The 21,540-nt window shown below is 69.7% G+C and carries 15 protein-coding genes and 2 pseudogenes; 14 read left to right on the top strand and 3 right to left on the bottom strand.

The annotated features are described in order from the left end of the window. Nucleotides 1-186: 186 nt before the first annotated feature. From OG306_RS07630 to OG306_RS07615, 4 genes are all read left to right on the top strand, one after another. Nucleotides 187-1,470, top strand: a complete 1,284-nt coding sequence (locus OG306_RS07630) for a glycosyltransferase (protein ID WP_266745342.1) — start codon at nucleotides 187-189, stop codon at nucleotides 1,468-1,470. Further along, nucleotides 1,467-2,399, top strand: a complete 933-nt coding sequence (locus OG306_RS07625; RefSeq protein WP_266745341.1) for a transferase — start codon at nucleotides 1,467-1,469, stop codon at nucleotides 2,397-2,399. Before OG306_RS07630 ends, OG306_RS07625 begins: the two co-directional genes overlap by 4 nt. Nucleotides 2,400-2,457: 58 nt before the next feature. After that, nucleotides 2,458-3,441: a helix-turn-helix transcriptional regulator gene (locus OG306_RS07620; protein WP_266745340.1), complete on the top strand. Its 984-nt coding sequence runs from the start codon at nucleotides 2,458-2,460 to the stop codon at nucleotides 3,439-3,441. A 462-nt stretch (nucleotides 3,442-3,903) separates the two neighbouring features. Then, entirely contained in the window at nucleotides 3,904-4,119 is a 216-nt protein-coding gene (locus tag OG306_RS07615; protein WP_266745339.1) for an I78 family peptidase inhibitor, read from the top strand. Between the two features lie 111 nt (nucleotides 4,120-4,230). Here the strand turns inward: OG306_RS07615 and OG306_RS07610 are convergent, their stop codons facing one another. Continuing rightward, nucleotides 4,231-5,259, bottom strand: coding sequence for a phosphatase PAP2 family protein (locus tag OG306_RS07610; protein ID WP_266745338.1), 1,029 nt, complete (start codon nucleotides 5,257-5,259; stop codon nucleotides 4,231-4,233). A gap of 548 nt (nucleotides 5,260-5,807) precedes the next feature. Between OG306_RS07610 and OG306_RS07605 the strand changes: the two genes are divergently transcribed. Next, complete coding sequence (locus OG306_RS07605) at nucleotides 5,808-7,514, top strand: MFS transporter (RefSeq protein WP_266745337.1); 1,707 nt, start codon at nucleotides 5,808-5,810, stop codon at nucleotides 7,512-7,514. A 73-nt stretch (nucleotides 7,515-7,587) separates the two neighbouring features. Continuing rightward, nucleotides 7,588-8,799 (top strand): acyl-CoA dehydrogenase family protein, encoded by a 1,212-nt coding sequence (locus OG306_RS07600; RefSeq protein WP_266745336.1) that lies wholly within the window; start codon nucleotides 7,588-7,590, stop codon nucleotides 8,797-8,799. A 22-nt stretch (nucleotides 8,800-8,821) separates the two neighbouring features. Here OG306_RS07600 and OG306_RS07595 read toward each other — a convergent pair whose 3' ends face one another. Beyond that, complete coding sequence (locus OG306_RS07595; protein ID WP_266745335.1) at nucleotides 8,822-9,265, bottom strand: cell division protein SepF; 444 nt, start codon at nucleotides 9,263-9,265, stop codon at nucleotides 8,822-8,824. Nucleotides 9,266-9,633: 368 nt separating this feature from the next. Between OG306_RS07595 and OG306_RS07590 the strand changes: the two are divergent. From OG306_RS07590 to OG306_RS07575, 4 genes and pseudogenes are all read left to right on the top strand, one after another. Next, nucleotides 9,634-10,142, top strand: a pseudogene (locus OG306_RS07590) (hypothetical protein); the annotation flags it as partial. 38 nt (nucleotides 10,143-10,180) lie between these two features. Beyond that, nucleotides 10,181-10,477: pseudogene (locus OG306_RS07585) on the top strand (DUF1684 domain-containing protein); the annotation flags it as partial. Between the two features lie 250 nt (nucleotides 10,478-10,727). Then, the gene (locus tag OG306_RS07580; RefSeq protein WP_266745333.1) at nucleotides 10,728-11,627 is read left to right on the top strand and encodes a S1 family peptidase; all 900 of its coding nucleotides are present in this window, start codon (nucleotides 10,728-10,730) and stop codon (nucleotides 11,625-11,627) included. A 211-nt stretch (nucleotides 11,628-11,838) separates the two neighbouring features. Then, nucleotides 11,839-12,315, top strand: a complete 477-nt coding sequence (locus OG306_RS07575; protein ID WP_266745332.1) for a hypothetical protein — start codon at nucleotides 11,839-11,841, stop codon at nucleotides 12,313-12,315. Nucleotides 12,316-12,383: 68 nt separating this feature from the next. Here the strand turns inward: OG306_RS07575 and OG306_RS07570 are convergent, their stop codons facing one another. Beyond that, entirely contained in the window at nucleotides 12,384-13,280 is an 897-nt protein-coding gene (locus OG306_RS07570) for a DUF4231 domain-containing protein (protein WP_371665200.1), read from the bottom strand. Between the two features lie 257 nt (nucleotides 13,281-13,537). Between OG306_RS07570 and fxsA the strand changes: the two genes are divergently transcribed. The 4 genes from fxsA to fxsT all read left to right on the top strand — a co-directional run bounded on the left by fxsA (nucleotide 13,538) and on the right by fxsT (nucleotide 21,493). Then, nucleotides 13,538-13,705 carry an FxSxx-COOH cyclophane-containing RiPP peptide gene (gene fxsA / locus OG306_RS07565; RefSeq protein WP_266745330.1) on the top strand — a complete coding sequence of 56 codons (168 nt, stop codon included), beginning with the start codon at nucleotides 13,538-13,540 and terminating at the stop codon, nucleotides 13,703-13,705. Nucleotides 13,706-13,769: 64 nt separating this feature from the next. Next, nucleotides 13,770-16,004 (top strand): radical SAM/SPASM protein FxsBH, inactivated beta-hydroxylase extension form, encoded by a 2,235-nt coding sequence (gene fxsBH / locus OG306_RS07560; RefSeq protein WP_327259413.1) that lies wholly within the window; start codon nucleotides 13,770-13,772, stop codon nucleotides 16,002-16,004. Between the two features lie 235 nt (nucleotides 16,005-16,239). Further along, the gene (fsxC, locus tag OG306_RS07555) at nucleotides 16,240-17,571 is read left to right on the top strand and encodes an FxsC protein (protein WP_266745328.1); all 1,332 of its coding nucleotides are present in this window, start codon (nucleotides 16,240-16,242) and stop codon (nucleotides 17,569-17,571) included. Next, a complete protein-coding gene (fxsT, locus tag OG306_RS07550) occupies nucleotides 17,555-21,493 on the top strand; it encodes an FxSxx-COOH system tetratricopeptide repeat protein (RefSeq protein ID WP_266745327.1) in 3,939 nt (1,312 codons plus the stop codon). Before fsxC ends, fxsT begins: the two co-directional genes overlap by 17 nt. The last annotated feature ends 47 nt before the right edge of the window (nucleotides 21,494-21,540 follow it).

Below are 21,540 nucleotides of genomic sequence, written 5' to 3'. Positions count from 1 at the left end.
ATCCGGCTGGTCCCGGAGTGAACCGCACACCGGCCACTCCGTCGTCATGGCACGTGTCGTTCGCAGCCGACCAGCCGACCAGCCGACCAGCCGACCAGCCGACCAGCCGACCAGCCGACCAGCCGACCAGCCGACCAGCCGACCAGCCGACCAGCCGACCAGCCGAACCGGGAGACGTGGCGATTCATGCATATTTCGTTCCTGCTCCACAACGCCTACGGAGTCGGGGGCACCATCCGTACGACGTTCAATCTCGCCGGGGCCCTGGCCGAGCACCATGACATCGAGATCGTGTCCGTCTTCCGGCACCGGGACGTCCCCGCGCTGGGACCCCCTGCGGGCGTGCGCCTGAACCACCTCGTCGACCTGCGGAAGAAGAGTCCGGCGTACGACGGCGACGCGGCCGAACACGCCCGCCCCGCAACCGTGTTCCCACGCGGCGACAGCAGGTACCGGCAGTACAGCAGGCTGACCGACGCACGGGTGGCGGACCATCTGCGCTCCATGGACGCGGATGTGGTGGTCGGAACCCGGCCCGGGCTCAATGTGCAGATCAGCAGGCAGACCCGGCGCGGCCCGGTCCTGATCGGGCAGGAGCACCTCACCCTCGACAGCCACAGTTACCGGCTGCGCCGCGAGATCGGGCACCGCTACGCCCTGCTCGACGCACTCACCACCGTTACCGAGGCCGACGCCCGCGCCTACCGGAGCGGGTTCAAGCTGCCCGGCGTACGGATCGAGTCCATCCCCAACGGCGTGCCCGCGCCCGCGATCGCGCCCGCCGACGGCACCGGTAAATGGGTGATCGCCGCAGGACGGCTGCACAAGGTCAAGCGGTACGACCTCCTCGTCCGGGCGTTCGCCGGTGTGGTCGCCGCCCGACCGGACTGGCGGCTGCGCATCTACGGCGGCGGCGACGCGACGGGGAACGAGCGCCTGGCGCTGCTCGCGCTCATCGGTGAACTCGGCCTGCACAACCACGTGTTCCTGATGGGGCCGGTCAACCCGCTGGAAGCCGAGTGGCCGAAGGGCGCGATCGCCGCGGTCACCTCGGACCGCGAGTCCTTCGGCATGACCATCGTCGAGGCGATGCGCTGCGGACTGCCGGTCGTCGCCACCGACTGCCCGCACGGACCCCGCGAGATCATCGAGGACGGCACCGACGGACGCCTGGTGCCGGTCGGTGACGCGGCGGCGGTGACGGGTGCCCTGCTCGGTCTGATCGACGACGACGAAGCACGGCGCCGCTCGGGGCGCGCCGCGCGGGCCGCGGCAGAGCGGTTCGACCCGTCGCGGATCGCCGAACGCCACGAACGGCTCTTCGCCGAACTCGCCTCCCGAACCCCGCGCGACCGCGCGCACGGCGCTCTGCGCACCACACTGCACCGCGCCCGCGGCACCGTGCTGGACGGGGCGTACGCCCTGCGCCACAAGGCCGCCGATGTCATTCGCAAGGGGAACCCCGCATGACCGTCTCCACAGAGCACCCGGCACCGCAAGCCGACTGCACCGCGGACGCCGACGGCGGGATCGTCTTCGACCTGCATCTCGGCCCCGGCCCCGAAAGGCCCGAGAGGCCCGAAAGGTACGAGGACGGGGAGGCGCCCGAACTGCTGCTCCGGCTGCGCGGCGCCAAGGACAAGGGCGGCGACGGCACCTCCGTACGACTGCCCCTGACCCCGCTCGGCGAGGGACGGCTGCGAGCGGTGCTGGCGAGCACCGTGGAGCCCGCCGAGGGCCGCTGGGACGTCCATGTGCGTGCGCCGGGCACCGACGACGACGGGGCGGTGGCCGTGCGGCCCGGGATCCGGGACATCCGGCTCCTGATGGACCGCACACCCGACACCGGGCGGATCGCGGTCCGTATCCCGTACCCGACCGCCGACGGCCGGCTCGCGGTGCGTTGCTGGATCCGCTCACCGCACGCCGAGGCCGGGCCGGTCACCTTCGACGGGGACGCGATAACCGTGGAGGGCGCGCTGTACGGGACCGCCCTCGGCGACGACGCCCGCGTCGAGGCGCGACTGACGGGTGCTCCCGACCGGACCTGCCGGGTGCCGGTCACCGGGAAGGAGGGGACGTTCTCCTTCACGCTTCCCCTCGACCGGCTGGGCACCGGTCCGGTCACCGGGCAGCAGCTGTGGACGCTCTGGCTCGTGCCAGGGACGGCCGGCGCCCAGGAGCCCTCCGAGCGGACTCGGACCGACGGGAAGCAGGCGGCCGGCAGGCCGGCCGGCGATGTACGGATCTCGCGCATCCTCGACGATGTCTGGGACCGCAGGAACAGCTTTGTCTATCCCGGCCGCAGCGCCGGAGAGGGCGTCCGCGCGACTCCCTGCTACTCGGGCGACAACGACCTGTGCGTACGGATCGAACCGGACCCGGCACAGGCCCGGTAGGCCGTCGGCGGTCGGTTGCGGACCGAGGCTGTCCGCAACCTTTGGCAGACTCGCCCCCATGTTGGAGACCTCGGCACGGCTGCTGCGCCTGCTCTCACTGCTCCAGGCGCACCGGGACTGGGCGGGCGCCGATCTCGCCGAACGGCTCGGCGTCACCCCGCGGACCGTCCGGCGTGACGTCGCCAAGCTGCGCGAACTCGGCTACCCGGTCCATGCCGGCCCCGGCACCGGCGGCGGATACCAGCTCGGTGCCGGTGCCCAGCTGCCGCCGCTGCTCCTCGACGACGAGGAGGCCGTCGCCGTCGCCGTGGGGCTGCGCACCGCGGCGGGCAACGGCGTCGAGGGCATCGGCGAGACGTCCGTACGCGCCCTGGCCAAGCTCGAACAGGTGCTGCCGGACCGGCTCCGGCGCCGGGTGAGTGCGCTGAACACCTTTACCGTGCCGCTGCTCCGCGGCCCCGGCGCGTCCACCGCCGATCCGGGGGTCCTCACCGAACTGGCCGGAGCCTGCCGGGACAGCGAGCGGCTGCGCTTCGCGTACCGGGACCACTCCGGTTCCGCATCGCGCCGGACCGTCGAACCGCACCGGCTGGTGTGTACCGAGCGCCGCTGGTATCTCGTCGCCTGGGACCTGGACCGTGCGGACTGGCGGACGTTCCGCGCGGACCGGATCACCCCCACGCCGCCGCACGGCCCCCGATTCGTCCCCCGCGCCGCACCGGCCGAGGATCTGGCCGCCTACGTCTCGAAGGGGATCTCCACCACCGTGTACGCGAGCCGCGCGGTGATCCGGCTGAAGACCGGGATCGAGCACGCGGCCGAGCGGATCTCGCCGACCTCCGGGGTGCTGGAGGCGGACGGCGCCGACAGCTGTCTGCTGCGCACAGGGGCCGCCGGTCTCGATGTGCTGGTCATCCACGTCATGCTGCTGGGAATCGACTTCGAGGTCGTGGAACCGCCGGAGCTCAAGGACGCGATCAGGGTGGCCAGGGACCGGCTCTCCCGGGCCCTGGACCGAACGCTGCCACCACAGCCGTCCTGACGCGGGGACCGATGCGTGGACCGGTGCATGACCGAGGGGCGGTCGGGACGGTTCGCAGACGCATCGCGGAGGTTCGAGTTGTCCGTTATATGGGCGGCAGTGAGCGGCTGTGGGGGCATCCCCGGCCTGTGGTGTGGATTTTGTGACGAGAAGATAAGGCTGCCATAAGGAAGCGTGAATTCCCGGTGGCATGCTCATTTACGTGGGTTATTCGGCGAAAGAATTCCACCCGCTCGGAAGCGGGTATTCTGCTTTGTTTTCGGGTCTTCCGTACGATCGTTTCCTGGCTTGTGTGATTACTGTGTGTCGGGTGGCGGACCGCATGTCGGGGTGGCGTGATGCGCGTGGCAGGCGTGTCGTGATCCTGTGACACAAGTGTGACCGGCAGGGGAGGCGGGGATGCAGTGCGGCGGCCGGCGCCCCGGCTTCCGCCGCGGTCCGCGGCCGCCTACGGTGAGAGGCATGGCACACCTACCGACCCCTCCCGCCCAGCCCGACGACACGCCCGGTGCGTACGTAGGCCTCGCCGTCGACGCGGCCGAACAGCGCGCCCGCAGGCAGGGCTGGACCAGCGTCAGGTCCCTGCCGCCCGGCGCGATCATCACCATGGAGTTCCAGGCCGGACGGATCAACTTCGAGGTCGACGATGCCGTTGTCACCCGGTGCTGGGTGGGCTGAGGCTTCGCGCGGCCCGGACCCGGCATGCGCGAAGGCCCCGACCGGAGTCGGGGCCTTCGCGGTGCGGGGTGGTGGTTGTGCGTACCGGCCGCCCCAAGGCTTCCGGGGCGTTCAGCCGCCGGACATCGGGCGGGCCGGGGCCGTGCCGCCGCGTGGCGTACGGTCCGCGTGCGGCGGGCGGCGGCTGCCGGCCGGGGTGACAGGGGTCCGTTCCGAGCGCACCAGATGGGACGGGGCCGCCGGGTGCGCCCGCGAGCGGGCACCCGCGACCGTGCCTGTGGTGGTCGCCGGGTGTCCTCCGGCGGCGACCGGCTCCAGTACCGGGGTCTCCGCCGTGGCGCCGACCGGCTGCGGGAGCACCACGGTCCGGGGTCCGCAGGCCGCGACGGGCACGGAAGGAACGGGACGGCCGCGTCCCCGCAGAGCTTCGCGCTGGGCGAAGATCCAGGCCTCGGCCCGGGTGATCAGCGGCTCGACCCAGGGCAGACTCAGCAGGATCAGCAGCCCCGCGGTCCAGCCGAGCAGTACATCGCTGAGCCAGTGCGTACCGAGGTAGACGGTGGTGAGCCCGACGCCGAGCGAGACGATCGCCGAGGCGGCCGACAGATAGCGCCTGGCCCTCGGGGTGGTCGCCAGATAGGCGAGGATTCCCCAGGTCACGACGGCGTTGGCGGTGTGGCCCGAGGGAAATATATCGCCGCCGGCGAAGAGCTCCGCCGAGCCGATCTGAGTCGCGTAGTGCGGGCCGAGCCGGCCCAGGCCGATCTTGACCGCGCCGACCGTCACATTGAGCAGCAGCAGCGAGGCACCGAGCGTCAGCAGGGGCCGCATCGTGTGCTGCCGCCAGGAGCGCCAGCCGAGCCAGCAGGCGACCATGGTGGCGGTGGGGCCGCGCTGGCCCAGCACGATGTAGTAGTCGAGGAAGGCGTGGATTTCCGGCCACTGTTGATACGGCCGGAAGAGCATGACCTTCCAGTCCAGGGCCACCAGCCGGGAAGAGACCAGCACGGCAACGACGATGGCGAGATAGAACGCCAACGCCCCGCAGAAGAGAGCGATGCGGTGACGGCTCATCCGCGGCGGCTCTATCTTCGGCGGCTCCGGCTCCCGGTCCAGGCGGGCAAAGATGTCGGTACGCACCCAATCGACGTTACAGCGAGTTAGTGAGTGAACCGGTCGATCCGGTCTCTTTGTGATGACGATGTGATGTGGACTATGTCTCAGTCGGCCCTTAATTCCTGATCCGAAGAAGCGCGCTCAGGAGTCTCCACGCTATTGATTTCGCACTTATTTCGGAAGGGTGTTTGGGCGCGGGCAGAAAAGCGCAGGAGGCGCCGGTGTGAATTTCTCCGGCGCCCCGGGGAGGCGGAAGCGGACCGTATCCATCCGGTCACCGGCCTCCTTCTGTGCGGGCCCGGCGCGTGCTCGCGGCATGACGCCGAGTACCTTCTGTGCCGGGTACGGAGGAGGGGCGTCCGTGCAGGTCCGAGGGGTTCGGAGCGGCGGCCGGCGTGGCGTACGCCACACTTCACGGGTCATCGAGGTATGAGGTGGACCACGTGTGAGTGCTCCGAACTCGCGTACGCTGACGGATCACTCGCCCGTCGATGCCGGGCCCCGGGAGCCGGTGAACAGCTGCGTTCCCGGTTGGCCCGCCGAGCGCGAGGGGCCTTTTGGGAGGTACATGCATGTCCTGGACGACCACAGCCCGATTCCGGCTGCGCTCAGCCGCCGACGGTGCCAACCGATGGGTCGTCCTCGTCGTTCTCTGCCTCAGCCTGCTGCTCGTCGCCCTTGATGCGACCGTGCTCCACGTCGCCGTCCCCGCCGTCACCGAGGACCTGCGGCCCAGCGCCGTCGGGCTGCTCTGGATCGTGGACGCCTATCCGCTGGTCTGCGCCTCGCTGCTGATCCTCTTCGGCACCCTGGGTGACCGGGTCGGCCGGCGCCGCATCCTGCTGCTCGGCTATGCCCTCTTCGGCGTCGCCTCCGGGGTGGCCGCGCTGGCCGACAGTCCCGGTGTACTGATAGCGGCCCGTGCCCTGCTCGGAGTCGGCGGCGCGATGATCATGCCCGCGACGCTGTCGATCCTCCGCCAGGTCTTCCCCGACCGGCGCGAGCGGGCCGTGGCGATCGGTGTCTGGACCGCGGTCGCCGCCGTCGGCGCCGCCACCGGACCCGTCATAGGCGGCTTCCTCGTCGAGCACTTCTGGTGGGGCTCCGTCTTCCTGATCAATGTCCCGCTGATGGCCCTGGTCCTGCCGGTCGGCCGCCTGCTGCTGCCCGAGTCGCGCGGCAGCGACGACGGCCCGTGGGATGTGCTCGGTGCGCTGATGGCCGCGGCCGGAGTGCTCGGTGTCGTCCTCGGGGTGAAGCGGGCGGGCACCGGTGAGGGACTGCTGAGCCCGGCCACGCTGGGCCCGCTGCTGATCGGGGCCGTACTGCTCATCGCCTTCGTACGCCGCCAGAAGCGCCGTACGCATCCGCTGATCGACATCGGGATGTTCGCCAGGCCCGCGTTCTCCACGGCGGTGGGCTGCATCGTCCTCGCGATGCTCGCCCTGGTCGGGCTGGAACTGATAGCCGTGCAGTACCTCCAGCTCGTCCTCGGCCTGAGTCCGCTGGAGACCGGGCTGCGGCTGCTGCCGCTCACCTTCGCGGCCATGGCCGCGGGCGCCACCGGCTCGTACACGCTGCGCCGCATCGGGCCGCGCCGGATGGTCGGCTGGGGCTTCGTGCTCACGGCCGCCTCGGTGCTGGTCCTGACGGCGATGGGGCAGCACGACCGGCCCGGTCTGCTGACCGCGGCCTTCGTCGCGCTCGGCTTCGGGCTCCAGTCCACGCTCTTCGGGGCGTACGAATCCATGCTCAGCGAGGCGCCCGCCGACCGGGCGGGCGGAGCGGCGGCGATAGGGGAGACCTCGTACCAGTTGGGCGCGGGCATGGGGATCGCCCTGCTCGGCAGCGTCATGAACGCCGCCTACACCCCCGGACTCGCGAAACTTCCCGCAGCGGGCGTCCCCGCCGGGGACGGTGCGGCCGCCGCCCACTCGCTCGGCGAGGCCTACCAGGTGGCGGACCGGCTGGGCGGTCCGCTGGGCGAGGCGCTGCGCTCCACGGCCCGTCATTCCTTCATCATCGGGCTGCACGTCACGCTGCTGGTCAGTGCGGCTCTGCTGCTGATCGGGGCGCTCGCCGCGCTGCGGCTGCCGCGGAGGATGGAGTGCCTGTCGCCGGTTCTCCGCGAACCTCACGAGGCCGACGCGAGCGAGGCGCCGGAGATCCACGGTCCGCAGGAGGCGCCCGTCGCAGGCTGTGCGCAGCGGCCGCCGGCGATACCCGTCCGGCGCCCGCGACCCGCCGAGGCGACCGGCTCTGGACGGGCGGGACACTGAGCCGTAACGTCGGTGCGACGCCATAACTAACACCGCTAGTTTTAGCATCGTGCGAGCCGCCGGAGGCACCCTCATGTCCACCACTCCGTCCTCGAAGCTCCCGCCCTTCGACCCCGCCGACCCGATCGGCATCGACGATCTGCTCAGCGCCGAGGACCTCGCCATCCGCGACACCGTCCGCGACTGGGCCACCGACCGGGTCCTGCCGCACATCGCCGAGTGGTACGAGAACGGCGAGCTGCCCGGCATCCGCGAACTGGCCCGTGAGCTCGGCTCGCTCGGCGCCCTCGGCATGTCCCTCCAGGGCTACGGCTGTGCGGGCGCCACCGCCGTCCAGTACGGGCTGGCCTGCCTGGAACTCGAAGCGGCGGACTCGGGAATCCGCTCCCTCGTCTCCGTACAGGGATCGCTCGCCATGTACGCCATCCACCGCTTCGGCTCCGAGGAGCAGCGGCAGCAGTGGCTCCCGGGCATGGCGGCCGGCGAGATCATCGGCTGCTTCGGCCTCACCGAGCCGGACCACGGCTCCGACCCCGCCGGGATGCGGACGTACGCCAAGCGCGATGGCGAGGACTGGGTACTCACCGGCCGCAAGATGTGGATCACCAACGGCTCGGTCGCCGGCGTCGCCGTCGTCTGGGCGCAGACCGACGAGGGCGACGCGGGCGGCGGAATCCGCGGCTTCGTCGTGCCGGCCGGTACCCCCGGCTTCTCGGCGCCCGAGATCAAGCACAAGTGGTCGCTGCGCGCCTCCGTCACCAGCGAGCTGGTCCTCGACGAGGTACGGCTGCCGGCCGATGCCGTACTCCCCGGGGTCACCGGTCTGCGCGGCCCGCTCAGCTGTCTCAGCCATGCCCGTTACGGCATCGTCTGGGGAGCCATGGGCGCGGCACGCGCCAGCTTCGAAGCGGCCCTCGACTATGCGAGGACCCGGGAGCAGTTCGGCAGGCCGATCGGTGGCTTCCAGCTCACCCAGGCCAAGCTCGCGGACATGGCCGTGGAACTGCACAAGGGCATCCTGCTCGCCCATCATCTGGGCCGTCGGATGGACGCGGGCAGGCTCCGCCCGGAGCAGGTCAGTTTCGGAAAGCTCAACAATGTGCGGGAGGCGATCGAGATCTGCCGTACCTCGCGCACGATCCTCGGCGCCAACGGGATCTCGCTGGAGTACCCGGTGATGCGCCATGCGACGAATCTGGAGTCGGTGCTCACCTACGAGGGGACCGTGGAGATGCACCAGCTGGTGCTGGGCAAGGCGCTCACCGGTCTCGACGCGTTCCGGTAGACAGGTCCGGCGAGCGCCCTGCTCAGCTCTGGTTGAAGAAGCCGTCGGCCCGCCGGCCGGCGGCTTCGCCGCTGACCACCTGGGTGTCGGCCGGGGTCAGCAGGAAGACCCGGGTGGCCACGCGCTCGATCGAGCCGCGCAGGCCGAAGGTCAGCCCTGCGGCGAAGTCCACGACGCGCTTGGCGTCGGTGGGGTCCATGGTCGTGAGGTTGACGATCACCGGGACGCCGTCCCGGAAAAGCTCGCCGATGGCCCGCGCGTCCCGGAAGCTGTCCGGGGTGACGGTGGCGATCCGGCGGCCCGTCTCCTCGGCCGTCTCGGAGGCCACCTGCACCCGGGGGTCGGTCACCCAGGCCTGACCGGTCCCGGTCTGCGCACCCCCGGCGTACTCGTCGTCGTCGTAGTACCGCTCGTCGTTGTCCTCTACGAGGCCCAGCCAGGCACTCGCCTTGCGCACCGATCCCATGGACGCCTCCTCTCACCGCGGTTCCGTGGTGTTCCGTATCTCTTTCGTGTCCCTATGGTCGTCCATGATGCGGATCGTGCGCCAAGTGGATAGTCGGCGCGCAGGGGATTCGTGACGGTACTGGTGCAGAAGATGTGGCGGTTCGTCAAGGTTCCTCCTGCATCAGGGGCCTGGAAGAAAGAAATATGATGCGCCGGTCCGTACGGGTGACGTAGAGGACGTACGGGTGAACGGGACGCTCGATACGGTGCATGTTCGTGCGGGCGTACGAGCTCTGCGTACAGCTGAACGACTCTCGGGGGATCGTCGTGTTCGGAATCGTCAGGCCCTGTACGCATCGGTTGTCCGAGGGGCTCAGAACCGAGTGGATGGCCCATCTCTGCGGACTCTGCCTCGCACTTCGCTCGGACCACGGGCAGTTCGCCCGGATCGCCACGAACTATGACGGCCTGATCGTCTCAGTCCTGACGGAGGCTCAGTCCGCGCGCGCCACCGGGTGGCGACGCACCGCGGGGTCGAGGCCCGGCGGCTGTGCGACGACGCGCTGCGCGGCGTGCGGCCGGCGCTGCGCGACGCGGAATTCACCGACGACAAGCTGGCCCATGTGCTGCTGGTGCACGAACTGCGGCAGTCGGTGGACCGGGCGTTCGGAACCACGGCGTGCTCGCACCGGGCGGACGGCCCGGCCCTGGACAGAACTGTCCGTCCGTCAGGAACGCGGCAGACCGGGTCCTTCGCGCCGCCGCCGGGCAATCGGGCCACCGACCTCGAGCGGGCCGCCGCGATCCGCACCGATCTGCGCCGGCGCGCACCCTGGAGGCGGGCCGTACCTTCTACGCCGACGCCAAGGCGCGGCCGGCGAAGTACGGTCGTGGGCCCGACGAGCTGAAGATCATGCCCGGGGTCACCTTCGTGCTCGGCGACACCGACGCCGGTACCCAGGAGAGGGCGGCTGAGATCCGGATCCAGCAGGTCTCCCCGCAGAACACGCTGGCGGTATTCGCAGATGCCACCAGTGGGAACAGCCGCTACCGCTTCCGGTTCCTGCGGCCCGCGGCCCCGTCCGAGGACGGCAGTGTGACGGTCGACCTCAACCGGGCTCTGCTGCCGCCCTGCGCCTTCGCGGACCACTTCATCTGCGCCTTCCCGCCGCCCGGCAACACCCTTCCCCTCGCAGTCGAGGCGGGCGAGCGGAACCGTATCGACGGCTGACGCACCGCCCTTTCGCCCCGGTCAACGGCCCCGGCAGCCCATGTGCTGCCGGGGCCGCCCCGTGAGTCCGACAAGTTCAGGCCAGCAGGCCCCCTTGCGCCACAAGTTGACGCCTTGAATACTCCCGATCAGCGCTTGTCAGGAGCACGGCATTCCGGAACGCAGGCATGCCGCCGTGCGAACGACTGCGCCTCACGGGTCCGACCACCCCACAGGCGGACCCCCGAATTCCTTTCGGGAGGAATGAAAAGTGAGGATCAAGCGCACCACCCCCCTCAGCGGCACCGCAAGACGCATCAGGGCTGTCGCCATCGCCGCAGGCCTGATCGCCGTCGCCGCACTCGCCGTCCCCACGGCCCAGGCCGACACCGCCACCACGTTCAGCGCCAAACAGCTCTCCGCCGCGAGCGACGCCGTGCTCGGCGCCGATGTCGCGGGGACCGCCTGGAGCATCGACCCGGCGACCAACACCCTCGTGGTCACCGCGGACAGCAGGGTCTCGCAGGCCGAGATCAAGCAGATCAAGCAGTCCGTCGGAGCCAACGCCGGCGCGCTGCGGATCGAGCGCACCGCCGGAAAGCTCAGCAAACTGCTCTCCGGCGGCGATGCGATCTACGCCCCCGGCTGGCGCTGCTCCCTCGGCTTCAACGTCCACAGCGGCAGCACCTACTACTTCCTGACCGCCGGTCACTGCACCGACGGCAACCCGCCCTGGTACACCAACTCCTCGAACACGACCAAGATCGGCCCGACGGTCGGATCCAGCTTCCCGACCAATGACTACGGCCTGGTGCGGTACGACAACACCTCGCTCGCCCACCCGGGCACCGTCGGCAGTGTCACCATCACCGGAGCGGCCAACGCCACGGTCGGCATGTCCGTCACCCGCCGCGGTTCCACCACCGGCGTCCACAGCGGCAGCGTCACGGGCCTCAACGCCACGGTCAACTACGGCAACGGCGACATCGTCTACGGCATGATCAAGACCAACGTGTGTGCGGAGCCCGGCGACTCCGGTGGTCCGCTCTACTCCGGCTCGAAGGCGATCGGTCTCACCTCGGGCGGCAGTGGCAACTGCAGCTCCGGTGGCACCACGTACTTCCAGCCGGTCACTACGGCACTCAGCGCGTACGGGGTCACCCTGAACTGACGCTCCAACACCCCGGTTTGGCCCTGGAACACGCAGTCGGCCGAAACGGAGTCCCCGCCCGAAATCTGGGCGGGGGCTCCCGCTCACCCCACGGCTTTTGAGAGAATGTGGGGCAGGTCGGTCAAGCAGGAGCAAACGGGGGCGGATGCTGTGCCTCCCGGAGGGATGCCCTCCGGGGACCCCCGCAGACACATCAGGGGGTTCCAGGTCCGTGAAACGCATCGGAGTGACCGGCCATCGCAGCATTCCGGAAGAGGCCCATGCCCATGTGCTGGCCGGGTTACAGGCAGCGCTCTGCGGCTTCGAAGGCTCCCTGGAGGCCCTCTCCAGTCTGGCGGTGGGAGCGGACCAGCTCTTCGCCGATCTGGCTCTGGCCCGCGGCGCGGATCTGACCGTGGTCATCCCCAGTGGCGACTATGAATCCAGTTTCGCCGACGCGACCGAACTCGCCCGCTACCAGGCCCTCAAGAACCGGGCGGTCCGGGAGATCCGGCTGGACTACCCGCACTCCACCGACGAGGCGTACTACGCGGCGGGCGCGTACATCGCCGACCACTGCGACCGGCTGCTCGCCGTATGGGACGGAAGGCCGGCCCGGGGCTTCGGCGGCACGGGCGACATCGTGACCTATGCCCGCAACCTGGGCCGCCCGGTGACCGTGATCTGGCGCGAGGGCGTGGAGCGCTGACGCCTACCGGTTCGCCCGGCCGTTCGTACGTCACCGGGCGCACCGGCGACAGGAAATCCGACGCATCCTCACATCTGGTGGCGGGCAAGCCAGTCGGTGTGCTGCGGGGAGACGATGCGTTCGGTCTCGAAGACCGCTCGCGGCCACTGCTGCTCCGTCAGTGTGGTCTCCATCGCCACCTGCATCGACTCCAGATCCTGCTCCACCAGCGAGTGTGCCGAAATCAGCGGGTGGTGGCGGCGCATCTCGCTCCACGCCAGACAGGCCGCCGCGGCGGCCGACAGTACCCCGGTCAGGGCGAAGGACTGGGTCACGGAGAATGTCCTCAACAGCGCGAACACCAGGGCGAGCGCCGTCAGTACGGCAATGGTGGTCGACCAGACCAGGGTGGCCCGCCGGGACACCTCCTGGCGTCTGCGGTACCAGCTGCGCTGCTCGATCAGCCGGTCCCGTACGTACGTCTCCTTGCGCACGGTGAACGCCTTGTTCCGCAGCTCGCGCATGGAGTCCGTGATCAGCCCGCCCGAGTCCGCGGTCAGGTCGCGGGGGTCGGCCCACCCCACCTTGCGGAGCTCCTGAAGGCCCTCTTCGAGGCGGTTCGCGAACATCGCCTCCGGGTGCTGGACGCGGGTGTCGAAAGGAGAGCCGTGCACCGAATAGCGCCAGCACGTCGACTTGATGAACTCCGCGGCGGACCGGTTGAGTTGCCATTGCGACTTTGCTTTGCGGTGGGCGGTGAGGTACGTCGTGATCAGGACACCCGCGTAGGCCAATACGCTGAGGACGTCGGCGAGTTGAAGCGTGCCCGCCACCTCCGCGTGCCAGGGCACCGCTGCCGGTATCGCGCCCGTGACCAGCAGGATCAGCTGGACGCGGGTGGTGTTCACAGCCTCCCGCTGGCTCGCGATGGCGATCGCGTCCGTGTGGTGGAAGAGCTCCGGCAGATCAGCGTTCCTGAACACCATGCTCTGGAGTGGTCCGGGAATCGCCGTCATGTTCACCCCCGTCTGCGGTTATGTCGTCACTGCAATGGCGGAATCGATGCTTCCGTTCGGTTCGGGACGTCCCCACGTGACGCTCTCGTTGCAAGTGGGCGTCCTCAGTTGCGAACCGAGGCCATGAGAGTAAAGTCGTGCCGCCAGGCACTGCAATGGTGCAGATACCGTTGTCGCAATTCCTGTCTGGAACCATTCCATCGGAACGAACCCCCTCAAGGACGACCGTGAAGACCTCTGAATCCTCCTCCTCCTTCGCCGTTGCGAAGAAGATCCGTGTGCCGCTCGCCGAGATCGATGTCCGCGGCGCTGCTGCTGCCCGGAAGCTCGGCCGTGTGCACGCCGCGTCAACCGGTCACCGCACTCAGGCGTCGACGTTCAACTCGGCACTCTGAACCCGCGCCCCGGCGCACTCAATCAATGTCCCGAGTACCCCCTCGGGCTGGCTAGACTGGTGGAATGACAGGACCCCTGGTCCCTTTCCGCGAAGTCGTTCTCAAGGTCCACAGCAGATGTGATCTCGCCTGTGACCATTGCTATGTCTACGAACATGCAGATCAGAGCTGGCGAATCCGCCCGAAAACAATCTCTGATGATGTCATCTTCCGGACTGCTCAACGCTTGGCCGAGCATGCCAAGGCACATGCACTGCCCTCCGTGTCAGTGATCCTGCACGGAGGGGAGCCTCTACTGGCGGGTCCCGTCCGGCTGCGGCGCGTCTGCGAAGAGCTCACCTCCGCCTTCGAGGGCATCGCGGAGCTCGACCTCCGTATCCACACCAACGGACTCCAGCTCAGCCCGCGTTATCTCGACCTCTTCGACGAATTCGGCGTCAGGGTCGGCATCTCCCTCGACGGCGACCGGGCCGCCAACGACCGCCACCGCCGTTACGCCGACGGGCGCAGCAGCCACCCCTTGGTCCTCAAGGCCGTAGAGCTGCTCCGGCAGGAGCGTTACCGCCATCTCTATCTCGGGCTCCTGTGCACCGTCGACATCGAGAACGACCCGCGCGCGGTTCTCGACGCGCTCGCCGAGCTCGACCCGCCGCTCATCGACTTCCTGCTCCCGCACGCCACCTGGGACGACCCGCCGCCCCGCCCGGACGGATCCCCCACCGCCTACGCCGACTGGCTTCTCGCGGTCTTCGACCACTGGCACGAGCGAGGACGTCCGGTGCCGGTGCGGCTCTTCTCCTCGGTGCTGTCCACGCTGAGCGGCGGCCCGAGCCTCACCGAGTCCCTGGGGCTCGCCCCCACCGACCTCGTCGTCGTCGAGACCGACGGCCAGCTGGAGCAGGTCGACTCGCTCAAGAGCGCCTACGAAGGTGCGGCGGCCACCGGATTCGATGTCTTCACCCACGCCTTCGACGAGGTCGCGGCCCACCCCGGGGTACAGGCCCGCCAGCTCGGGCTGGCCGGCGTCAGCGAGACCTGCCGGCAATGCCCCGTCGTACGGTCGTGCGGAGGTGGTCTGTACACCCACCGGTACCGCTCCACGGGGCCGTCCGACGCATTCGACAACCCGTCCGTGTACTGCGCCGATCTGGCCGCCCTGGTGCGCGGCATCGAGGCGCGTACGGCGGCGGCCCTCGTCGCGCCCGCGGTGGCCGAGCCCGTCGAACTGGTCGCGGCCCAGCAGGACCTCACCCGCACCCTGCTCGCCCTGCTCAACGTCGACATCGCACAGCACGGCGGCGAGCAGTGGGCGGCCGCCTGGGAGCTGGCCGCCACCATCGAGGCGTCCGAGGAGGGGGCCCGCGGTCTGAACGAGGTGCTGGCGCACCCGTACACCCGCACCTGGCTGCTCGACGCGATGGAACTGGTCCACGAGCGGCTCGGGGCCGTACAGGTGACGCGCCGGATGTCGGCCTGCCTCGCGGCCGCCGTCGTACGGACCGGCCTGGACCTGCCCGTACGGGTGCCCTTCTCGGGCGGCCGGATCTTCCTCCCCGGCCTCGGCGAGTTGCGGATCGCGAACGCGGGGGAGGACGGCACGGCGCTCCTGCGCGCCACCGAGGACGGCTTCCGCGTCCGGCGGGAAGGCGGCGACGCGGCCGAACGCCGCATCGTACGGCCGGAGGCGGCCGGTCCCGGCTGGCGGCCGTTGCGCCGGATCCCGACACCCGGTTCGGCGGCCGGTCTCGTGCTCGACGACCTCGACCCGTACCGCGACTGCTACTCCTCGCCCGCCGCGGACGCGCTCGACGACCGGGCCGCAGCCGACCTGGTGGTCCGGATCGGCGAGGCATGGAAGCTCATCGAGGCGAAGGCGCCCGGGCGTACGGAGGAGATGGCCGGTGGTCTCACCACCCTCACCCCGCTGGCCGGCCCGGCCCCGGGGGAGCCCGCCGTCGGGCGGCACGGATACGGCGCGCTGGGGATTTCCCCGGACGGCAGTTCCGAGGAACTGGCGATCGCTCTGCTGCGCGGTTTCCGGCGGGCCGAATTGCGGGCACTTCGGGATGTCACGGATCTTTACGCGGCGGACGGCTCCTGGGAACATCGGATGCCCTGGCAGGAAGAAGCAGTTCCGTTTTCCTGGTTGCTGGCCGACACCTATGAGCGGATGGCGTTGGGGGCTTTCGACCCGCGCTGTCTGGAGGGCGTACCGCAGGCCCTCGATGCTCTGGAAAGTGCCGCCGAACTGACCATCAGCGGGAAACGGCTGCTGGATCGTATGCGGAAGGAGATCTGAGGATCGCATTCCGGTTCGGCCGGGGCTGTCCGCACGCACAGGACAACTGGGAGGAACAGACGCAGACCCGATTCGATCAAGGAATGATCGATGGAACCTGGGAATGTATGACTGAAAAAAGGCGTTGAATGACCGAACGCCATGGGGGTGGAGCAACGTCCGCTCCGGAATGATGAATTCGCTCGCATTCACTATCACTCCTCGGGTGCGGGTGCTCACACAGGACGGGGGTCGTGTGCACGCAACAACGCAGCAGCGAGCGGCGGACCATCGGCCGTACTTCTTCTTGAGCTACGCGCATACACCGGGGTACGGCGGTGGAACGGACCCCGACATGTGGGTCGAGCGGCTCTTCCAGGATCTCTGCGGCCATGTGATGGCCCTGACCGATCTCCCCGCGGGCGCGCCCGCGGGGTTCATCGACCGCGAGATACGCTCCGGCGAGGGCTGGTCGGAACGGCTCGGTGAGGCGCTTGCCACCTGCCGGGTGTTCGTCCCGCTGTTCTCGCCGCGCTACTTCGCCAGTGAGATGTGCGGCAAGGAGTGGTACGCCTTCGCCCAGCGCGCCATCCACCACCGGGCCCGCTCCAATCAGAGCGCCGAGGCGATCGTCCCGGCGCTCTGGGTGCCCGTACCACCGACCCAGCTTCCGGGACCGGCCGAGCGATTACAGTTCAACCACCGTGATTTCGGCGACCGTTACGTCAGTGACGGGCTCTACGGGCTGATCAAACTCAAGCTCTTCGAGGAGGAGTACGAGCGCGCGGTGTACGAACTCGCCAAGCGCATCGTCACGGTCGCCGACACCATAAGACTCGGCACCGGCCGCCCCGTCGACTACCGGCTGGCCCCCAGTGCCTTCGGCCCGCCGGACAGCGGAGTGGGCGGGCCCCGCCCCATGCAGGTGACCATCGCCGCTCCCACGCGGCACGACCTGCCCGAGGGACGCAACGCCGAGTACTACGGCGACAGTCCGCAGGACTGGAACCCCTACCACCCGGCCGCCGCCCGCCCTCTGGCCTACGTCGCCCAGGACCTGGTGCGCTCCCTCAACTACCAGGTCACCGTCTCCTCCTTCGACGAGGAGTCCGGGCACCCGGAGGGCAAACATCCCCCCAGCAGACCGGAGATCCTGCTCGTCGACCGCTGGGCCCTGCAGGACGAGGAGCGGCGCAGGCGGCTTGCCGCCTTCGACGCCGAGAACCGCCCCTGGGTGACGATGGTCGTGCCATGGAACCGCGAGGACCCCGAAAGCAGGGCTTCCGAGGCCGAGTTGACCGAGAAACTCGAACAGACCATGCCGGCCAAGATGCGTCAGGGGCGGGCCTACTGCCGCGTCGCCGCCAGGGGCGTACCCAGCATGGACGCCTTCGGGCGGATCCTGCCGCAGGTGGTCGAAGTGGCAGCCCAGCAGTACCTGAGACATGCGGCGGTCTACCCGCCCGCCGCCGGCGGCGTACACACCGAACGGACACGTCTGATGGGGCCGATGGCGCAGACGAACGACATCCCCGAGACACACGACCCTGCGACGGATGCGGAGGACACGGATGACGGCCAGTCGTGACGGGCGCATCGTCACCTTCTACTCGTACAAAGGCGGCACCGGGCGCACCATGGCCCTGGCCAACACCGCCTGGATACTCGCGGCCAACGGAAAGCGGGTACTGGCCGTCGACTGGGACCTGGAGGCACCGGGGCTCCACCGGTTCTTCCACCCGTTCCTGGACCCCTCGACCCTCGGTGCCACCACCGGCGTCATCGATCTGATCACCGAGTACGCGTGGGCCGCGACCAGCCCCGTGCAGCGCGCCGACGACTGGCACCGCGACTACGCCCGCATCCAGCCGCACGCCGTGTCGCTCACACCCGAGGCGCTCGGCTGGGAGTTCCCGCACGGCGGGACCCTCGACTTCGTCTCCGCCGGCCGGCAGAACCGCGAATACTCCGCGACCGTCTCCACCTTCGACTGGGACAACTTCTACGACCGGCTCGGCGGCGGTCATTTCTTCGACGCCCTGCGCGAGGACATGAGGGCCAACTACGACTACGTCCTGATCGACAGCCGGACCGGCCTCAGCGACATCGCCGACATCTGCACCGTCCACCTGCCCGACGTCCTCGTCGACTGCTTCACCCTCAGCGACCAGTCGATCGACGGCGCCGCCTCCGTCGCCCGGCAGATCTCCGAGCGCTACACCGGGCGCCCGATCTCCATCTTCCCCGTCCCGATGCGCATCGACGAGGGCGAGAAGGAGAAGGCCGATGCCGGACGGGCACTGGCCCGGCTGAAGTTCGACCGGCTGCCGCGCGACCTGTCCGGCGACGAACTCACCGCGTACTGGGGCGCGGTGGAGATTCCGTACCGCCCCTACTACGCGTACGAGGAGACCCTCGCCACCTTCGGCGACGAGGCCGGTCTCACCAACTCGCTGCTCTCCGCCTTCGAGCGGCTGACCTCCGTCATCACCGACCAGGAGATCACCTCGATGCCCCCGGTCGGCGAAGAGGTACGGCTGCGCATCCGTGACGCGTTCACCCGGCGCAGGCCCGCGCTGCCCGCCGATCTCTTCCTCAACTACGTGGCCGAGAACCGGATGTGGGCCGACTGGATCGAATCCGTGCTCACCCGGGCCGGGTTCCGTGTCGTACCGCGCGACGTGTCCGCGGAGCGGGAGACCGAGGAACCGGCGGGGACCCCCACCGAGAACGCGACCCGCACCGTGGCGCTGCTTTCCAGCGCCTACCTCAAGTCGCAGCGCGCGGTGAACCTCTGGGACCGGGCCGTGGCGGAGGACCCCGGCGGCGGCCGGCGCCATCTGCTGCCGCTCAGGGTCGGTGATGTACGGCTGTCCGCTCCCTACATCGACCGCAACCCCGTCGACCTCTTCCGGCTCGACGAGGTGCACGCCACCGCGGCGCTGCTGCGCGCCCTGGACCGGCCCGTACAGCTGACCGACGCCGTGTCGCCCGGACCGCGCTTCCCCGGCACCGTCCCCAGGATCTGGAACGCGCCGCCGCGCAACCCCGGCTTCACCGGCCGTTCCCTGGTCCTGGAGCGGATGCGCGACCAGCTCGGTGGCGGCATGGCCGTCGTGCTGCCGCAGCCGCAGACCCTGTACGGGCTCGGCGGCGTCGGCAAGACCCAGGTCGCGCTGGAGTACGTGCACCGCTTCATGGCCGACTACGACCTGGTCTGGTGGATATCGTCCGAGCAGACCGACGACGTGGTGGCCGCGCTGGCCGAACTCGCGGTCCGGCTGGGCGCCCAGGGCGGCGACGACATGGCGGCCGCGTCCCAGGAGGCCGTGGACCTGCTGCGACGCGGTGTGCCCTCGGACCGCTGGCTGCTGGTCTTCGACAACGCCGACGACCCCGAGCGGCTGCGGCGCTACTTCCCGCAGGGCGGCTCCGGACACATCCTGGTCACCTCCCGCAACCAGGCCTGGTCCCAGCACGGCGACGCGCTGCCCGTCGACGTCTTCCTGCGCGAGGAGTCCATCGAACACCTGCAGCGCCGGGCCCCGGGGCTGAGCGAGGAGGAAGCCGCCCAGGTGGCGACCGCGGTCGGTGACCTGCCGCTCGCCGTCGAACAGGCGGCGGCCTGGATCGCGGAGACCGCCACCCCGATCGACGCCTATCTGGAACAGCTGGCGCAGCAGGCCCCCGAGGTACTGGCCCTCAACCAGCCGGCCGGCTACCCGGAGCCGGTCGCCGCGACCTGGAACATCTCCATCGAGCGGCTGAAGGAGCGCTCGCCCGCCGCGGTGCGGCTGCTCCAGCTCTGTGCCTTCTTCGCGCCCGAGCCGATCTCGGGGAATCTCCTCTACAGCAAGGAGATGATCGACGCGCTGAAGCCGTACGACGCCTCGCTCCAGGAGAAGCTGGTGCTCGGCCGGGTCATCCGGGAGATCGGCCGGTTCGCCCTCGCCAAGGTCGACCAGGTCTCCAACTCCATCCAGGTGCACCGGCTCGTCCAGGCCGTCATCCGGGCACAGCTCAGCGAGGAGGAGCAGCAGGACGCGCGGCACGCCGTCCACCGCATCCTGGCGGGCGCCCGGCCCGACGACGAGAACGAGCCGATCGACAACCCCGCGAGCTGGCCGCAGTTCGCCACCATCTGGCCGCACCTCGGCCCGTCCGACGCCCGCAACTGCAAGGAGCCCGAGGCCCGCAGGCTGCTGATCGACCGGCTCCGCTATCTCTGGAAGCGAGGTGACTTCAGGACCGCCGCCACGCTCGGCGAGGAGCTGCGCGCCCTCTGGAAGGAGACGCTGGGGGAGCGGGACATCCAGTACCTCTACCTCTGCTTCCACGTCGCCAACATCTACCGGTCGCGCGGCCGTTATGTGGAGGCGCGGGAACTCGACGAGATCACCCTGGCGATGCAGCAGGAGGTCCTGGGCCCGGAGCATCCGCACACGTACATGAGCACCAGCAGCCTGGCGACGGACCTCGGCACGCTCGGTGAGTACACCAGGGCGATCGAGCTGGCGACGGAGGCGACCGACGGGTTCAACCAGATCTTCCACGATTCGCACCCGAGGACCCTGGCGGCGGCCAACAACCTGGCGTTCACCCTGCGGTCCATCGGGCAGTACGCCAGAGCCAGGGAGATCGACCAGGACGTCTTCGACAAGCGGGTCGAGGTACTCGGCGCCGAGCACCCGTACAGTCTCTCCTCGGCCATGAGCCTGGCCCGCGACCTGCGTGACGTCGGGCGGTACGAGGACGCGGTCGGCATCCTCAGCCGCACGTACGACAGTTACAAGGCAACGCTCGGCCGGTCCTTCCCCGGCACGCTGAGCGCGGCGAAGAGCCTGGCGGTGTCGCTGCGCCGGGCGGGCAGACTGGAGGACGCCCGCAGGCTCACGGTGGCCACCCGTGCCAGGTACCGGGCCAAGTACACCGCCGCCAACCCGGAGTCGCTGGCCTGCGACCTCAACATGGCGGCCGACCTGTACGCGGCGGGCGAGACCACCGAGGCCAGGAATACCGCGCAGGAGGTCGTCGACCAGTACATGAAGGTGCCGGGGGAGAAGCACCCGTACACCCTGGCCGCCCTGAACAACCTCGGCGTCTACCAGTTGGGGGCCGGCGAGGTGGAGGAGTCGGTGCGGGTGCTGACCCGGGTGGTCGCGTCGATGCGGGAGGTGTACGGGCCGGAGCACCCCAACACCCTGTTCTGCGTCATGAACCTGGCCAACGCGACGGCCGAACGAGGCGAGCTGGAAATCGTGCTGGAGACCGAACGGAGGGTGGCCGGACAGCTCAGGCGCGTCGTCGGGGCGCACCATCCGGAGACGCTGGCCATGATGTCGAACATGGCGGTCACGCTCGACGTGATGGGGCGCAAGGACGAGGCGCTGCGTATCAGGGCGGAGACGGTCACCGAGCTGTCCCGGCAGCTCGGTGACGAGCATCCGATGACCCGGATCGCCCGGGACGAGCGCCGGTTCGAGCGCGAACTGGAACCGACGGCGGTATGAGCCGCGGGAGCGTCCGGCCGCCGCCGGACGCTCCCGGACTCCCGGTT

Origin of the sequence: Streptomyces sp. NBC_01241, from assembly GCF_041435435.1 — a bacterium.
In the GTDB taxonomy this organism is placed as follows: Bacteria; Actinomycetota; Actinomycetes; order Streptomycetales; family Streptomycetaceae; genus Streptomyces.
This window is presented reverse-complemented; position numbering and strand designations above follow the sequence as displayed.

Excerpts from the sequence above, each read along its gene's own strand:
- OG306_RS07615 (WP_266745339.1), top strand. The coding sequence starts at position 3,904 with ATGGCACACCTACCGACCCCTCCCGCCCAGCCCGACGACACGCCCGGT.
- OG306_RS07570 (WP_371665200.1), bottom strand. The coding sequence starts at position 13,280 with ATGGTGTTCAGGAACGCTGATCTGCCGGAGCTCTTCCACCACACGGAC.
- OG306_RS07595 (WP_266745335.1), bottom strand. The coding sequence starts at position 9,265 with ATGGGATCGGTGCGCAAGGCGAGTGCCTGGCTGGGCCTCGTAGAGGAC.
- fxsBH (WP_327259413.1), top strand. The coding sequence starts at position 13,770 with ATGACAGGACCCCTGGTCCCTTTCCGCGAAGTCGTTCTCAAGGTCCAC.
- OG306_RS07620 (WP_266745340.1), top strand. The coding sequence starts at position 2,458 with ATGTTGGAGACCTCGGCACGGCTGCTGCGCCTGCTCTCACTGCTCCAG.
- fxsT (WP_266745327.1), top strand. The coding sequence starts at position 17,555 with ATGACGGCCAGTCGTGACGGGCGCATCGTCACCTTCTACTCGTACAAA.
- OG306_RS07600 (WP_266745336.1), top strand. The coding sequence starts at position 7,588 with ATGTCCACCACTCCGTCCTCGAAGCTCCCGCCCTTCGACCCCGCCGAC.
- OG306_RS07605 (WP_266745337.1), top strand. The coding sequence starts at position 5,808 with ATGTCCTGGACGACCACAGCCCGATTCCGGCTGCGCTCAGCCGCCGAC.
- OG306_RS07625 (WP_266745341.1), top strand. The coding sequence starts at position 1,467 with ATGACCGTCTCCACAGAGCACCCGGCACCGCAAGCCGACTGCACCGCG.
- OG306_RS07630 (WP_266745342.1), top strand. The coding sequence starts at position 187 with ATGCATATTTCGTTCCTGCTCCACAACGCCTACGGAGTCGGGGGCACC.